Genomic DNA, 15,636 nt, shown 5'->3' with positions numbered 1-15,636 from the left:
ATTTTATTAAATTGTCTATATCGGACTTCATTTTTAACACTAAAATTATAGGCCATGAGCAAACAAGTAGCAGATCAATTGGTAGAAATGCTAGTAGAGAACGGGGTAAAAAGGATTTATGCCGTTACTGGAGATAGCTTAAATCACCTGAACGATGCGGTAAGGAGAAATGGTAAAATAAAATGGATACATGTAAGACATGAAGAGGTAGGTGCATATGCAGCGGCGGCAGAGGCAGAGCTGGAAGGGCTTGCCTGTTGTGCGGGAAGTTGTGGGCCCGGACATGTCCATTTAATCAATGGCCTTTATGATGCGCACCGTACAGGTGTTCCGGTCATTGCTATTGCCTCAACTATAAACACCTCCGAATTTGGCCAAGATTATTTTCAGGGTACTAATACCATAAAATTGTTTGATGATTGTAGCTGCTATAACCAAGTAGCAAGTACGCCAGAGCAGGCTCCTCGTATGTTCCAGGCAGCTATCCAACATGCCATTCATCATAAGGGAGTGGCTGTATTTGGCCTACCGGGCGACGTATCGGCCATGCCAGCTGAAGAAAGTAATGTCTCTCGGCAGAATTTTCGCTGTGAAACAGTTTTAAGGCCTGCTGGTCATGAATTGCAAAACCTGGCAGAGCTACTTAATAAACACCCTAAGGTCACCATATTTTGTGGATACGGTGCACGTGAAGCACACGATGAGGTCTTAAAACTTGCCGCTGCACTGCAAGCGCCCATAGGTTATTCTTTTCGAGGTAAAATGGGGATGCAATATGACAATCCATATGAGGTAGGAATGACCGGTCTATTGGGGTTGCCATCTGCATATCATAGTATGCATGAGGCGGACATTGTGCTGTTGCTTGGCACAGATTTTCCTTATACCCCTTTCATGCCAGTTAAAAACAAGATTGTACAAATTGATGAAAAACCTGATAAACTAGGCAGGCGGGCAAAGCTAGAGTTGGGTTTGTGTGGGAAGATTAAAGATACCGTTGAAGTATTATTGCCACTGATTGACCAAAAGGAAGATGACAGTTTTCTAAAAGCACAGCTGAACTTGTATGATAAAGTAAAGCAGCACCTGCAAACTTATGTGGACAATATTGGTGAAGAAGATTTTATACAGCCAGAATATGTGGCGTCGATAATTAATGAAATAGCTGCAAAAGACGCTATTTTTACTTTAGATACAGGAATGAGCTGTGTATGGGGCGCCAGATATATACAGGCAACAGGACAGCGAAAATTTCTCGGGTCATTTAATCATGGTTCAATGGCCAATGCAATGCCTATGGCGATTGGGGCAGCTTTATGTTATCCAGGCAGACAGGTGATTGCACTGTGTGGTGATGGCGGTCTGTCTATGTTGCTTGGGGATCTGGCTACCATTAAGCAATATAATTTGCCAATAAAGCTAATTGTATTTAATAATCGCGCCTTGGGAATGGTAAAACTGGAAATGGAGGTAAGTGGCCTGCCTGATAATGAAACAGACATGGTGAATCCTGACTTTGCCCTTGTTGCGCAAGCCATGGGCTTTAAGGGCATTAATGTTCATCATCAACAAGACGTTAAGGAAGCCATAGGGCAAGCAGTGAAGGAAGACGGACCAGTACTTGTAAATATATTTACCAATCCCAATGCCTTAGCGATGCCACCTAAGATAGAGTGGGAACAGGCAAAAGGTTATGCCATAACAATGGGTAAATTAATATTGGGTGGCCGAATGGATGAGGTGATGAATACCATTAAATCTAACTATAAACATCTTTGGGATGTAATTTGACGTTGCTTTTTAACGCATGGTAAAGCGCCAATAGAACCAAGTGTTACCTCGATAGGGGCGTTTATTTGTTGCTCGCTTTTAACGGAATAATTTTTATGATTAGAACGAGCCAGGTGGCCAATACAAACGGAAAAGTTAAGGCAGGCAGGTTCAAGTCCCTCATTTTGATCATGATCAGAACGGACAATATGACCGCAATCAGCCCTCTTATAAGATCTTCTCTTTTTTTTCCCGCAAAAGTAATGGCGCATAGTACCGCATTATAGCTTAATAGGCCAAGATAAATATCATTTACAGGCTCTTTTAGCTGATAGGCGATCATACTGCTTAATGCAATACCCACAATAGCATAGATTGCAGCAATTGGACGACTAATAAAAATACCTATCATAAAAAGGATCCCGGCCCAAATGTTAACCTGAAAAATTACTTGTCCAAAACCATGGGCAAATAAGGTGAGATAATTATTGGTATCGTTAGAAGCGAGCTGAGGTTTTACGAGCGATGGAAAATAGTGAAAAAGGCATAAAAACAACCAGGTGACCAAAATAAATGGAAAAGTAAAGGCGGGGATCTTTTTTGCAATGAATAAACGTTGTATTACGGTTGCGAGGACCGAGCCGATAAGAATGGCAGCCCAGGTGGCTACAGTTGGTTGAAAGAAACAAATTAAAGCGACTCCCACTAGCGCAGCACTAAAGCCATACAATCCATCACTTATTTCATCATTGGGATACTTTAGGAGCATGGCCGTAGTGGTTCCGGTAATAACAGCAAATATGGCTGCAATCCCCATTACGTAGGAACCACAGCATATTCCAACCATAAAAAGCAAGCCTGTCCAGGCATTATTCTGCAGCATAATTTGCCCAATGCCTTTAAAGAAAGGTTTTATGGTATCTAAAAAACTTAGATTTTGCTTGGTCATTTGTTCTGCGTTAATGTTAAATGATCAGATAATGTAAGAATTTTTTCACTAATTATGAGCCTTCAAATATTTAAATTAAGCTATCTGAGAGGGATAGGGGTACAAAAACTTTTTGATTTGGATAGAAAAATCTAAATAAGGCTTAACAAGCCATCAAGAAATGGCTTGTCTTACTGTATTATTCTTAATACTTTAAGTCAATTATATGAAAAACACTATTAATTTTAAGGTCAAAAGTTAATTCATTCATATGAAGAGATATCTACTGACCATTAATGTACTTATAACAGTTTTCACGGTGAACGCCCAACAGCATCAGCCCCTAACCAAAGAAGATTACGCAAGAGCGGAGAAATTCTTGAATTATAATATAGAGCCCTATGTGGATGGAGGGCTTGTTCGTCCTAATTGGATAGCTGGAGAAAAATTCTGGTACCTGAATAGTACTTATAAGGGCAATGAGTTTTTATTGGTAGATCCTGTAAAGAAAACTAAAGCGCCACTTTTCGATCATGAGCGGCTTGCGGTGGTCCTCGGTAAGGCCACGGGTAAGGTTTATGAAGCTGGCAAGCTCCCTTTTCAGAACCTTTCTTATGAAACCGATGGAAAAACGTTCAAGTTTTCGGTTGAAGACCAGCCATGGACTTATCATTCGCAGACCAATGAGCTGAGTAAGGGGAAATCCCATAGTGCAGAAAAGCCATCGTCTATAGGTAGAGGTGGAATGTCGAGAGGTTTTGAAGTGCTATCTCCAGATGGTAAAAAAGCAGTTTTCATCAAAGATTGGAATTTATGGCTAAAAGATATTGCGACCAATAAGGAAACACAGCTTACCTTTGATGGTAAAAAAGATTATGGCTACGCCACAGATAATGCGGGCTGGAAGATGAGCGATAGGCCCATTGTTCGTTGGTCTCCGGATTCGAAGAAGATTGCGACCTTTCAGCAGGACCAGCGACATTTAAAAGATATGTATCTGGTCACGACCAATGTAGGATCACCAACTTTAAAAGCTTGGAAATATCCTTTGCCAGGGGATAAAGAGGTTGCTAAATTACGCAGGGTAGTGGTTGATGTAGAGCAGGCTAAAGTCGTCGATCTACAAATCCCATTGGACGATCACAGAAGCTCATTAAGTGACGATATTGTAGAAAATGGCCAATTGGCAGATGTAGATTGGAATGCGGATGGAAGTGAGTTTGCTTTCTTGTCTACCTCCAGAGACCATAAAATTTCAAAGCTACAAATTGCAGATGCCAATACAGGATTGGTAAGAGAGGTATTTGTAGAAACGGTAAAAACCTACTTCGAATCTGGGGTAAATGCCATTAATTGGCGTTATCTGCCTAAAAGTAACGAAATTTTATGGTATTCGGAACGTGATGATTGGGGACATATGTATCTATACGATGCCAAAACGGGTAAGCTGAAAAATCAGATTACCAAAGGCAACTGGTTGGTGGGCAAACTGATAAAAGTAGATGAAAAGAACAGAATGCTTTATTTTACCGGATATGGTAAAGAGAAAGGTAATCCCTATTTCGCCTATTTTTATAAGATAGGTTTTGACGGTAAAGGCATGACCTTGTTAACGCCGGAAGAGGGCAATCATCAAGTATCCTTCTCTCCAGATTTTAACTATATAGTAGATACTTATTCACAGCCGAATGTACCGGGCGTCACCTTGCTAAGGGATATAAAAGGAAAAATGATCACCGAATTGGGAAGAGCGGATATTTCGAGATTGGTGGCCACAGGTTGGAAAGCGCCAGATGTGGTCAATGTGAAGGCCCGCGATGGAAAAACAGACCTTTATGGATTGGTATTTACACCTGCGAAAATAGACCCTAACAAAAAGTATCCGGTGGTAGACTATATCTATCCAGGGCCACAGGGTGGGAGCGTAGGCAGTTGGTCATTCTCTGCAGCTAGGGGCGATCATCAGGCCTTGGCCGAACTGGGCTTTATTGTAGTCATGATAGAAGGGACAAGCAATCCTTATCGTTCAAAAAGCTTTCATGATATGAATTATGGCAATATGGGAGACAACACCTTGCCAGATCAGATCACAGCGATTAGACAACTTTCAAAAACTTATCCTATCGATACCAATAAGGTGGGCATTTGGGGACATTCGGGTGGCGGTTTTGCCACTGCTGCGGCATTGTTCCGCTATCCTGATTTCTTTAAAGTGGGTGTTTCGCAAGCAGGGAATCATGAAAATAGGAATTACGAGGATGATTGGGGTGAACGTTATAACGGTTTACTGGAAAATTCAGATTATGAAGCACAAGCCAATCAAAACCATGCTAAAAATTTAAAAGGTAAGCTAATGCTGGCGCATGGTATGATGGACAATAATGTACCTCCCTACAATACCTATCTGGTGATCGATGCTTTGAATAGGGCCAATAAAGATTACGATCTGGTGTTGTTCCCTCACAGTTCGCATGGCTTTGGCCCTTATAATCCTTATATGATGCGCAGGAGGTGGGATTATTTTGTAAGATATTTATTGGGTGCAGAACCTCCAAAAGAATATAATTTGAGGGGAGCTAATCAACTATCAAGGGAAAATAACTAAATAAGAAGGAGCAAAAAGACCTTAATTAGTATGTTTTGTTATGCCGATACGAGAAGGCACCTATGGTTACGATTACCATATATGGATTTCTTCGTTGCCAGTCTACCGTAGGTAGGTGTGCTGAATGACAAATGAAGGTTTTTGCTCCCTTTCTTTTTGTATAGCTTCCTTTTTAATCTCCCGGTTCAGTAACGTTGATTATAGATGTAATAAAATAAACATTCTTCGCCAGTTAAAGTATTCATCAAGATAAATAGCACATCGCTTTTATGCCATAGTTTATTTTTGATACGTTCACTATAGCTTGAAAAGGTGTGGGTGTTGCTTATTTTTCCCTTGAAATTTCCAGAAGTTTCCCAAGTCTCTGTATCTACTACTTCATTAAGCATTGTCAGGCTAAGTCTATTAAGATAGATATAGTCCCAATCTTTTGTTTTGGAAATGCTTAGCTCTACCAAAGGATGTTCCTGCCTTTCGGATACCATAAGTTCTACACCTCTTACCTTGTCCAGTAATAAGATATAAGGGATCCATTTGTCGTGCTTAACGATAATGGGGGCAGCCACTATTTCATTGCCGTTAAAATTCTCTTTTGTTAAGACATACTTTCTTCTGCTTTGCGAATCTTCTGTGCTAAAAATGCTTATACTTATAATGTTATCGACATTTTTAGTAGCTGTATATTCTAAGAAATAAGTATTGCCCAATTTGTTCAGACGTTCGGTTACAAGATCTGTTTTTCCTTGTTGCGCAAGCGTCACTACTACAGAATCTACTTTATCTATTGCTATGGTCTGCTGGGAAAAAGTGAGCTTTAAAGATGAATCACTTATATTGATCTTAGATTTTTTGCAGGATAAGAATCCCATTAGAAACAAGAACAGTAGTTTTTTGCCCATTGCTTGGTTTTGCTAATTTTAAGATATGGTAATGGTGTTGATCTATAGGTGTTTATAAAAATAGTTATTCTTTTTGATTCTCCTTGTTTTTTTTAACATGATCGGCCAGTTGATAACCTTTTTTGGGTTTGGTTTCCTCTTTTTTGCTATCTAATATTAATAGGATAATCAATGAGATAATAGGGATAAGAAAGGATATAAAGAACCAAAACCAAAAACTCTTACCTATAGTTTTAGCATATATTCCTGCCACTAATTGAGGAATTAACATAAAACAAAGTAAAAGTAACTCGGGCATGATCTAATATTTTCTAGGTAAAGATAATAAGCATTTTACGAATATGGATTTTTGGGAGTAGAGATTAGCCAGCAACCTGCTTTTTTAAGGGCAATATCGATTGATGAGATAAAAGCTTTTATAGCCATTTTTAATGCTATCTTTGTAAAGTAGGAATAGCCAATCATTAAAATGCTTATTCCTACTCTCATAGATGATGGCAAAGTTGTATCTATTTTCGGCCTTTAAGGATTTTAGTTATCCTGCCCCAACCTTTTCTGTATAGGTCTGGGGATTTTTCCATGTTTTTATTTTTCCAAAATTTAATTGACTGATATAGCCAAGCTATTTGATGTTAATTGCTTTTAATCTCCGTTTTAAATAAAAATATAAAGTTTTTAGCTGCACACCTATTCAGCCTTCTATGTGTTTTTTCGTATACCATATTGTTTGTTCCACTGATTTTGATGTACTGGCCTCGGCATATAAGGCTGGGGCATGTGTTTTATAACGCTCTATAATAAATAATGTAAAACTTAAAAACAGCAGACATGAACGAACAACAAATAAAAACAAATCAAAATCCTATTATCCTTTCTAGGGGTATTTTTGACTTATTAAAAATCTATGTGAACAAGAAGAAGCTGAGCAGGCACAATGAAATGAAACTGGAAATCGAATTAAAATATGCGAAGCAGGTATTGAGAAAAGATATTCCTGATACTGTTGTCGATATTAATAAAAGCGTTAAGGTTAAGGAAATTGAAAGCGGTAAACAGTTTACCTATCACCTGGTATCGCCTCAAAGGGCAAAACGTAAAAACAATACCATCTCTATATTGTCTCCAATAGGTATTGCCATGTTGGGTTATAAAGAAGGGGCAAGGTTAGATTGGGAAATGCCAGAAGGTGTAAAGTCTTATGAAATCTTAACGGTATCGAAAATAGGCGATTTGGTATCTTAAAAAGATAGATATTCTCTTAATTACAAGGGCCCCAAAAGTCTGTTCGCCTAAATCGATCTTATCTTAATGCCATACTTATATTGGAATTAAGATGCTCAATAGAATTGGATATGGTGGCACATTCAAACTTTTGGGGCCCTTGTAATTTTAGAACCAATATGATTATTATTCTTTAATCGCCTCTACCATTTTTGGGCTAACCAATTTTGGGTTTTTATTGCCAAATGAATTTTGGATATAGTTCATTACGTCGGCAATCTCATCATTCTCTAAGCCAGCAGGGGGCATGGCGTTGTTATAGGTAATGCCATTTACCTTTATAGGTCCTTTTATGCCAAATTTAATGGCATGTATAGATTTTTCTGGATATTTCAGTAAGAAATCGGCTTTTGCAAGCGGCGGAAAGGTTCCTTTTACACCTTCACCATTACCTAGGTGACACGTAATACAGCTTTCCATATAAATAGCTTTGCCTCTGGTCATACTTTTTGCTAAGTCATCTTGCGGATTAGCCAAAAAAGTCAGCAGATATATTAGTCCACAACCTACAGCGGTAATTATTTTCATCGTTACTATGCTTTTGGGCTAATTTTCACAATAGAGCCAGTGCTTTCTACAACTACGTAAATATTTCCATCTGGCCCTTGTTTAATATCTCTTACTCGTCCTATCTTGTCAAAGATAACTTCCTTTTTAACCACCTTATTTCCCTTTACGGTTAAATGCTCGAGGTTCATAAATTTTAAGGATCCCACCAGTAGGTCCCCATTCCAATCCTTGAATTTAGGGCTGTCTACAAAGGTCATTCCGCATGGAGCAATGGAGGGCGTCCAATGTATAACAGGTTGCTCCATGCCTGGCGCTTCTGTTTTATCGGAAATGATGGAATTATCATAGTCAATGCCATAGGTAATCAGCGGCCAACCATAGTTCTTGCCTTTTTCTATAACATTAAGTTCGTCGCCCCCTTGTGGTCCATGTTCATGTTCCCAAATAACGCCTGTAGTAGGGTGCATGACGAGCCCCTGTGGGTTTCTATGGCCATAGCTCCATATCTCGGGCAGGGCATCCTTGGTCTTAACAAAGGGATTATCCGTTGGAATTCTTCCATCTTCATGTAGACGAACTATTTTGCCTTGAGCCTTGCCCAGGTTTTGTGCGTTTTCCTTTTGACCGCGTTCACCCAATGATAGAAATACATACCCTTTTTTGTCAAATAAAATTCTACCTCCAAAGTGAACTCCAGCTTTTACATTAGGGCTTGCCTTATATAAATGTTCTATATTGGTCAGTGTATGTCCTTCTAACTTTGCACGCATGAGCGCGGTATTTGCCCCGTTATCATCACCCGTTTCACCATCTTTTTTAGGAGATGAATAACTCATGTAGATCCAGCCATTTTCTTTGTAGTTGGGATGAAGTACCACATCTAGTAATCCCCCCTGCCCACGATAATAAACTTTAGGAATCCCGGTGATTTCCTGGGGATCTAATTGACCACCTTTTACCAAGCGGAGTTTCCCCCCTCTTTCGGTAACCAAAACTCGTCCATCGGGCAAAAAGGCCATTGCCCATGGCATATTTAGCCCAGTTACAATGGTTTCGGATTTTAGTTCTTTTTCTGTGCTATCTGTTGGACTTGTGCTGATATTGCAGTGGCTCATTAGTAATCCCGAAGCAACGGCAATGGCTAAGGTTAAAAATAGTCTTAACGGTTTCCAATTAAGTAAGAAATGATGTTTCATAAAGGGACAATTTTTCTTAAAGATATTAAATTCAGATGAAGACGAAGTGTTGTAAACACTCCTTTACAAAAAATCGTGTCATTCTAAATGCTGCGGGACAAACAGAGTCTTCTGCACCTCAGAATGACACGATTTTTTTGAATGATCAGATTTGACTATTGACCTCTTTTTCTTTCGTTGTCCTTGTTAGAGGTTTGGTCCGAACGTTGTCCGCCAGCATTGGTAATGCCAACTTTTTTCTTGTCCAGTTTTACATTGTAATTGGCTCTATCGGCAATGCTGCTACCTTGTACGTGGCCATTGTTTTTGGGGAGATTTGCATCTTTCATGGTCTAAAGTTTTAAGTTTAAGATTAAAAGAGCGCCATGAAAATAACTTGGTCAATTTGATTTTGTTTTATAAAAATGAAAAAACCGACTTTAAGAAAATCAGGTAAGACTTTTCTCTGGCAATAAAAACTTAGTACTAATGCAAGATCTTTTTGTAGAAAATTGAACAAAAGAAGGCCCCAAAAATCTCTTTTTCTGCCATTTCTATCTTGTTTTTAAGGAAATGACTGTAAGATTTTTGGGGCAACTTTTTTACCTAAATAATGGTTCGGTTAGAATTTTAAGCCTATACCAACCTGAAAGCCTTGATTTTTGAATTCAGGAGTAGTGGTGGAACCATTTTCATTATTCTTTTGGAAATCTAAGCTATAACGACCATAGATGCCTAATTGATTGCTCAAATCAAATCTTGCTCCAATTACACCACCTAACAAGCTCTTTTTAAAGCGGTTCGATTCATCTTCTACAATTTGTTGCTGTGCAGTTCCAAATCCGGTTTCAAATTTATTGTTTGTAGATAATAAGAATGAAACTTGTGGTCCGGCAACTAAGTTAAGACCTTCTGCCAATTTAATGCTCGCCAAAATAGGTACGTCGATGAAATGGGTGGTTTGTGTAAACTCTCCAAAAGTTGATTTTAGCTTATAACCTTTTGTGGCATATAAAACTTCTGGGGTAAATGCCAGATTAGGTAAAAGTTTGATGTCTAATGTAACACCTGCATTGAAACCTACTAGATAATCGGTTTTAAAATCGTTGTTACCATCATCTTTTATAATGTTAGAGAAGCTGGCTCCCCCTTTAATACCAAATCTAATTGGTTGATCTGTTGATTGCGCGTTTACTGTAAGGCTTGTAATGAACAAACCAAGTGCTAGGAAAACTATCTTTTTCATGACTATCTAAAATTTGATTTGTTTACCTACATCAAATAAATGTGCCAAAATCTATTTCTCCTTTTAAAACTAGTGAGGCAAAAAGATGTTTGAAGACTGAAAAACAGGGAAATGATATGCTTCAGAACTAATTTTTAACGGTTCCTAATCCAAATTTCTAATGCTTTACTAGTGTATTAAATTCAATACAATTGAAAATCAGAACGGTTAAATTTAGTGCTAACAGGTTTTCTTTTTTAATTTTCTCTCTTCAATTATTGGTAACAATCGGTTTGTTTCAGCATCTTTAAAAGATTTTCTGAAAAGGCAATTTGATTTTACTTAGGAAACCAAAATTTTAACACATAAATGAACAAGAAATTTTTCTATGCGCTGGGTATTTTATCCTGTGCTGTAATAGGTACAGCCAAGGCTCAGCAGCCAACCTATCTCGAACTATTAAAGCAGCAGCCTCATTGGGTAGATTCGGTATTTAATAAATTAAGTACTAAACAAAAAATAGCGCAACTATTTTTTGTAAGGGCACATACCAACCTAAGTAAAGCTTATCAGGACTCGGTAGGAAAAGTCATTAGGAAAGAAAAGCTTGGGGGAGTGGTTTTTTTTCAGGGTGGACCGGTTAGGCAGGTCGTCTTAACCAATAAATATCAAAAAAAGGCTAAAGTGCCTTTAATCATCGCTTCAGATGGTGAATGGGGCTTGGGCATGCGCTTGGACAGTACCATTTCGTATCCCTACCAAATGGCTTTGGGCGCTGTGCAGAATAAGGAACTGCTCTACAAGATGGGGTTGGAAGTAGCCAAAGATTTCAAACGTTTGGGCATGCAGATGAACTTGGCGCCTGATGTTGACGTAAACAACAATGCCAGAAACCCTGTTATCAATTTTAGGTCTTTCGGAGAGAATAAATATAACGTTGCCGAGAAAAGTGCCGCCTATCTGAAAGGAATGCAAGAAGGCGGGTTGTTGGTCAGTATTAAGCATTTCCCAGGCCATGGCGATACCGATGTTGATTCTCACTATGACCTACCACAACTTAAGTTTGGTAAAGAACGTTTGGATACTTTAGAGCTTTATCCTTTTAAAGAGCTGATTAAACAGGGTGCAGCAGGGGTAATGGTGGCCCATATGAATATTCCTTCCCTTGATGCTACCCCTAACTTGCCATCAACCCTATCACAACCTATTATCACCGGCCTACTAAAAAATGAACTGGGTTTTAAAGGGCTGATTATTTCCGATGCCATGGATATGAAGGGAGTAACAAAGTATTTTAAAGATGGGGAAGCTGATGTAATGGGCCTTATTGCAGGTAATGATATTCTTGAACTATCTGAAAATACAAAAGTGGCGGTTAAAAGTGTTAGACAGGCTATTAAAGACCAGCGCATTACGATGGCACGTATAGACGAAAGTGTGAAGAAGGTATTGACCGCAAAATATTGGGCGGGATTGAATGTGAGGCCGGTAATAGAGGAAAACAATGTAGTAGAGGACGTAAATCGGCCAGAAAGCATCGCTTTGGTTCAGCAGTTGGCCGATGCCAGTATGACACTTTTGAAAAGCAGAGAGGGCATAGCAAGTTTGACCCCTAAAAAAAGAACCGTAATTATCAATGTGGGTACCGCACAGCCTACCTTGTTCCAAACAGAAATATCAGGCTTTTATAAAAATTCTATCACCTTTAACGTAGATAAAAATGCTTCGGCAAGTGCAATAGCTGAAATTATCAAACAAATTAATGGCGATGACCAGATTGTAATGGCGATTGTTGACACACGTAATCGTCCGAATAACAATATTCCTTTGGGTAAAGAGGTAAAAGATATGGTGACTACCCTGTCTGCCAGAAATGCTATGATTGCTTTTTTTGCAAATCCATATAACCTGGCCAATTTGCCTGGGATAGAAATGGCCAGATCAATTGTGGTGGCTTATCAAAAAGAAGATTTTATGCAGAAAGCTGCTGCGGCAGTGTTTACCAAAAAACTGGTGCCAACAGGTAAATTACCCATTACGGTAAATAGTTTCTTTAAATATAGCGATGGTTTGTAGTCGCTTATAAAAAGCATCCGTCATTTCGAATGTCTGTTTGGCGCAGGTAGGTAGGGAATAAATCTTATTGTTAAGATACAGATTGATTTCTCTCCTATTCATCGAAATGATGGATGTTTTATGTCTTTTACTTTGTTGCGGTTGGGTTTACAGCTTTATAGGTCCAGTTCTTCAAAAAATCTGTAATTAATTTTACACTATGTCCCTTTCCTTCTTCCAAATAGGCGGAATTTTGAATATGGATAACTTCTCCATTGCCATCTAAGATGAGAAATACTGGAAAGCCAAAACGTCCTGGGTTCTTCAGCTTTTTAAGTACGGCTTCATTCTTGTTTTCAGGGCTATAGTTAACCAAGACGGTTTCAAAATTGGTGTTTAAGTAGTTTTTAAGCTCAGGTGTATTGTTTACCAGATCGTGAAAACGAATACACCATATACACCAATTGCCACCAACCTGTATAAAAACATGTTTGTTTTCTTTTTTTGCCTTGGCTACAGCAGCATCAATATCTGCTTGTGCATTGGCTGTAGGATTATAGATTTTTACCCCTTGAGATTCGTTTTGGGCAAAACTGGATAAGCCAAAACTCAGGGCTATAAACATAAATAATATCCTTTTCATCGGTTTTATGTATTTAAATAAAATAATAAGTAGACAAACATACATAAAATCATAAAGTCTACTGTTTTTGTGGGGTAAATTTTTTGATGCGTAGATTTCCTTAACTTTGGGTTTGAAAATGAGCTTGTTTTTAGATATTCATACACATAAGGCCTCTAGGAATGACGAGGTTGAGGCCATTCAAAGTCTTTCTTTAACAGAGGGTTTATTCTTGGCCATGCCCAAAACAAAACCAATTTCCATAGGTATACACCCCTGGTATGGTAAATTAGATGAATTGGCTAAAAATATGAAATACCTCAATGTGCTGGCCCGTCAGGCGAATGTGAAAATGATTGGCGAATGTGGTTTGGACAAGCTAAGGGGCGAGCCTATCGGTCATCAGGTACAAATGTTAGAAGCACAGGTTCTACTTGCAGAACAACTGCAAAAACCTCTAATTTTACATTGTGTAAAGGCTTTTGACGAGTTGATTGCTTTAAAAAAACGCCTAGGGGCCAAGGTGCCAATGATTTTGCATGGTTTTAATAAAAAGCATGAAATGGCACAACAACTGATGGCGCAAGGTTTCTGTCTATCCTTTGGTGCGGCAGTTTTAAAGTCCGATGAAATGGCAAGAGTACTAAAAGAAATTAATCGGCCCTTCTTCCTAGAAACAGATGATTCGAATGTTGACATTGTTGAGATTTACGAACGAGTAGCCGAAATAAAGAAAATAAGTGTCGATGAATTAAAAGATGTTATTTTTGCCAATTGGAAGCAATTAGTTTTTTAGCTGTCTTGTTTTTGGTTGTTTTGACATCTGGCAGGCCACTTTTAACTTTTTATTTTTGACTTTTAACTTTATAAGATGTCTGATTTAGCTTGGTTATCGCGTTCTGCATTATTAGTGGGCAACGATGGAATTGAATTGTTGCAACAAAAGCATGTCTTGGTAATTGGTTTGGGAGGTGTGGGTTCTTTTGCAGCAGAATTTATTTGTCGTAGTGGTGTTGGTGAAATGACCATTGTAGATGGTGATGTGGTAGATCCCAGCAATAGAAACAGACAATTGCCGGCCTTGGCCACAAATCATGGGGTTAGCAAAGCCGAGATCATGAAAGAACGTTTGTTGGCAATCAATCCCGAACTCAAGCTGCACGTGGTACAAGATTTTTTAACCCCTCAAAAATGTAGGGAAATTTTGGCTGCTAAATTTGATTATGTGATGGATTGTATAGATAGCGTTACGCCCAAAGTAACGCTGTTGTCTACTGCACTGCAATTCAATTTGCCCATTGTAAGTTCTATGGGTGCCGGGGGAAAACTTGATCCGACCAAACTGCGCATTACTTACCTTCCTGACACCTATCAATGTGTTTTCGCACAATATGTACGAAAACGCTTAAAGAAATTAGCTAATGCAAGTACCATTAAAGCTGTTTTTTCTATTGAAGAAGTCATGAAGGAATCGCTAATTATGACCGATGGCAGTAATTTTAAACGGTCTGCTTATGGTACCATTTCTTATTTGCCCGCAGCTTTCGGTGGTGTTTGTGCTTCGGTAGTCATCAGAGATTTGCTTGGCCATAAGGTCGATATCGAGAAACGTCCAGAAAGAATCAGTAAAAAATCCATTGCAAAGGCGAAGCAGAAAGTTGAAAAGAAATCCTAACTATTTTTGTGCTAAATAAATTTTATTTCTGATGGAGCTCATTTTTCGCTTGTCCTAACCGTGCTAATTTGGTGGCATGCAAAATGAGATGATACGGGTTACAAAGGAATTCACATTCGACATGGCTCATGCACTACTGAATTATGATGGACCTTGTAAAAATATCCATGGGCACACTTATCGCTTACAGGTTACCGTAGCGGGCTATGCCAACCAGGACCCTCAACATGTAAAATGTGGAATGTTGATTGACTTTGGACAGCTTAAGAAAACAGTGCTCGAAAAAATCATCGAAAAGTATGATCATGCTTTGGTATTGAATGAATCTATACCTGCATCCTTGCGGGCCAGTTGTTATGCCATTACCGAAAAAGTGCATTTTGTTTCATAGGCCAATTGCAGGTAATAATTTTAAATTTGGCAATGGGTGGGGAGCTTGCCGAGATTAATCATCATGTTGAAGAAAACGACACTATGGTTTTGGATATGGAGACTTTAGACACCTTATCGATTATAACGTACAACGGCTATACAACCTGACCGATTTCATTGAAAAGAAACGAGCTGAATTGATGAATATAAATGCGTTGGAACACAAGGATGATTTGCCTTTTTATGAGTTCACAAAAATTTATAGTCTACCGACTAAATCTAATGAACAAGAACTACATGGAGAAGTTTCTTTTGATAAAAATGTTGACGACAGAATTTTCTCAAGCTGTACATTGGAAATACAAGACCATATTGCTATTTTGAGAAAAGAAAGCGGAGAGATAAAAGACGTTTTTCCACTGCATCATTTTTAATTTGATAAACTTATAGAATTATGAAAGATATATTGACTAAATTTTGTTTAAGCAATCTTAACTTTGAAATTGACCTGCGATATAA

The 15,636-nt window shown here is 38.5% G+C and carries 16 protein-coding genes; 8 read left to right on the top strand and 8 right to left on the bottom strand.

Features of this window, described 5'->3' with window-relative positions; translation table 11 throughout:
• The first annotated feature begins 54 nt into the window (after window positions 1-54).
• A complete protein-coding gene (locus JHD79_RS15340) occupies window positions 55-1,791 on the top strand; it encodes a thiamine pyrophosphate-dependent enzyme (RefSeq protein ID WP_199120183.1) in 1,737 nt (578 codons plus the stop codon).
• A gap of 61 nt (window positions 1,792-1,852) precedes the next feature.
• Here the strand turns inward: JHD79_RS15340 and JHD79_RS15335 are convergent, their stop codons facing one another.
• The gene (locus JHD79_RS15335) at window positions 1,853-2,719 is read right to left on the bottom strand and encodes an urea transporter (protein ID WP_199120182.1); all 867 of its coding nucleotides are present in this window, start codon (window positions 2,717-2,719) and stop codon (window positions 1,853-1,855) included.
• Window positions 2,720-2,969: 250 nt separating this feature from the next.
• On the opposite strand from JHD79_RS15335, the gene JHD79_RS15330 reads away from it, so the two are divergent.
• Window positions 2,970-5,303: a S9 family peptidase gene (locus JHD79_RS15330; protein WP_199120181.1), complete on the top strand. Its 2,334-nt coding sequence runs from the start codon at window positions 2,970-2,972 to the stop codon at window positions 5,301-5,303.
• A 185-nt stretch (window positions 5,304-5,488) separates the two neighbouring features.
• On the opposite strand, the gene JHD79_RS15325 is transcribed toward JHD79_RS15330, so the two are convergent.
• Complete coding sequence (locus JHD79_RS15325) at window positions 5,489-6,202, bottom strand: hypothetical protein (protein WP_199120180.1); 714 nt, start codon at window positions 6,200-6,202, stop codon at window positions 5,489-5,491.
• Between the two features lie 64 nt (window positions 6,203-6,266).
• Window positions 6,267-6,473, bottom strand: a complete 207-nt coding sequence (locus JHD79_RS15320; RefSeq protein WP_233164732.1) for a hypothetical protein — start codon at window positions 6,471-6,473, stop codon at window positions 6,267-6,269.
• Window positions 6,474-7,030: 557 nt separating this feature from the next.
• Between JHD79_RS15320 and JHD79_RS15315 the strand changes: the two genes are divergently transcribed.
• Complete coding sequence (locus tag JHD79_RS15315) at window positions 7,031-7,444, top strand: GreA/GreB family elongation factor (RefSeq protein ID WP_199120178.1); 414 nt, start codon at window positions 7,031-7,033, stop codon at window positions 7,442-7,444.
• A 165-nt stretch (window positions 7,445-7,609) separates the two neighbouring features.
• Here the strand turns inward: JHD79_RS15315 and JHD79_RS15310 are convergent, their stop codons facing one another.
• The 4 genes from JHD79_RS15310 to JHD79_RS15295 all read right to left on the bottom strand — a co-directional run bounded on the left by JHD79_RS15310 (window position 7,610) and on the right by JHD79_RS15295 (window position 10,414).
• Window positions 7,610-8,011, bottom strand: a complete 402-nt coding sequence (locus JHD79_RS15310; RefSeq protein WP_199120177.1) for a cytochrome c — start codon at window positions 8,009-8,011, stop codon at window positions 7,610-7,612.
• Window positions 8,012-8,016: 5 nt separating this feature from the next.
• The gene (locus tag JHD79_RS15305) at window positions 8,017-9,189 is read right to left on the bottom strand and encodes a PQQ-dependent sugar dehydrogenase (RefSeq protein WP_199120176.1); all 1,173 of its coding nucleotides are present in this window, start codon (window positions 9,187-9,189) and stop codon (window positions 8,017-8,019) included.
• Between the two features lie 155 nt (window positions 9,190-9,344).
• Window positions 9,345-9,518: a hypothetical protein gene (locus tag JHD79_RS15300; protein ID WP_199120175.1), complete on the bottom strand. Its 174-nt coding sequence runs from the start codon at window positions 9,516-9,518 to the stop codon at window positions 9,345-9,347.
• Window positions 9,519-9,790: 272 nt separating this feature from the next.
• Window positions 9,791-10,414 carry a porin family protein gene (locus JHD79_RS15295; protein WP_199120174.1) on the bottom strand — a complete coding sequence of 208 codons (624 nt, stop codon included), beginning with the start codon at window positions 10,412-10,414 and terminating at the stop codon, window positions 9,791-9,793.
• Between the two features lie 348 nt (window positions 10,415-10,762).
• On the opposite strand from JHD79_RS15295, the gene JHD79_RS15290 reads away from it, so the two are divergent.
• Window positions 10,763-12,469 carry a glycoside hydrolase family 3 protein gene (locus tag JHD79_RS15290; protein WP_199120173.1) on the top strand — a complete coding sequence of 569 codons (1,707 nt, stop codon included), beginning with the start codon at window positions 10,763-10,765 and terminating at the stop codon, window positions 12,467-12,469.
• 127 nt (window positions 12,470-12,596) lie between these two features.
• Here JHD79_RS15290 and JHD79_RS15285 read toward each other — a convergent pair whose 3' ends face one another.
• Complete coding sequence (locus JHD79_RS15285; RefSeq protein ID WP_199120172.1) at window positions 12,597-13,091, bottom strand: thioredoxin family protein; 495 nt, start codon at window positions 13,089-13,091, stop codon at window positions 12,597-12,599.
• Between the two features lie 118 nt (window positions 13,092-13,209).
• On the opposite strand from JHD79_RS15285, the gene JHD79_RS15280 reads away from it, so the two are divergent.
• From JHD79_RS15280 to JHD79_RS15265, 4 genes are all read left to right on the top strand, one after another.
• Entirely contained in the window at window positions 13,210-13,866 is a 657-nt protein-coding gene (locus JHD79_RS15280) for a TatD family hydrolase (protein ID WP_199120171.1), read from the top strand.
• A 75-nt stretch (window positions 13,867-13,941) separates the two neighbouring features.
• Complete coding sequence (locus JHD79_RS15275; protein ID WP_199120170.1) at window positions 13,942-14,745, top strand: ThiF family adenylyltransferase; 804 nt, start codon at window positions 13,942-13,944, stop codon at window positions 14,743-14,745.
• A gap of 88 nt (window positions 14,746-14,833) precedes the next feature.
• Entirely contained in the window at window positions 14,834-15,136 is a 303-nt protein-coding gene (locus JHD79_RS15270; RefSeq protein WP_199120169.1) for a 6-carboxytetrahydropterin synthase, read from the top strand.
• Between the two features lie 181 nt (window positions 15,137-15,317).
• A complete protein-coding gene (locus JHD79_RS15265) occupies window positions 15,318-15,551 on the top strand; it encodes a hypothetical protein (protein WP_199120168.1) in 234 nt (77 codons plus the stop codon).
• The last annotated feature ends 85 nt before the right edge of the window (window positions 15,552-15,636 follow it).

It is taken from the genome of Pedobacter sp. ASV28, from assembly GCF_016428855.1.
Classification (GTDB): Bacteria; Bacteroidota; Bacteroidia; order Sphingobacteriales; family Sphingobacteriaceae; genus Pedobacter.
This window is presented reverse-complemented; position numbering and strand designations above follow the sequence as displayed.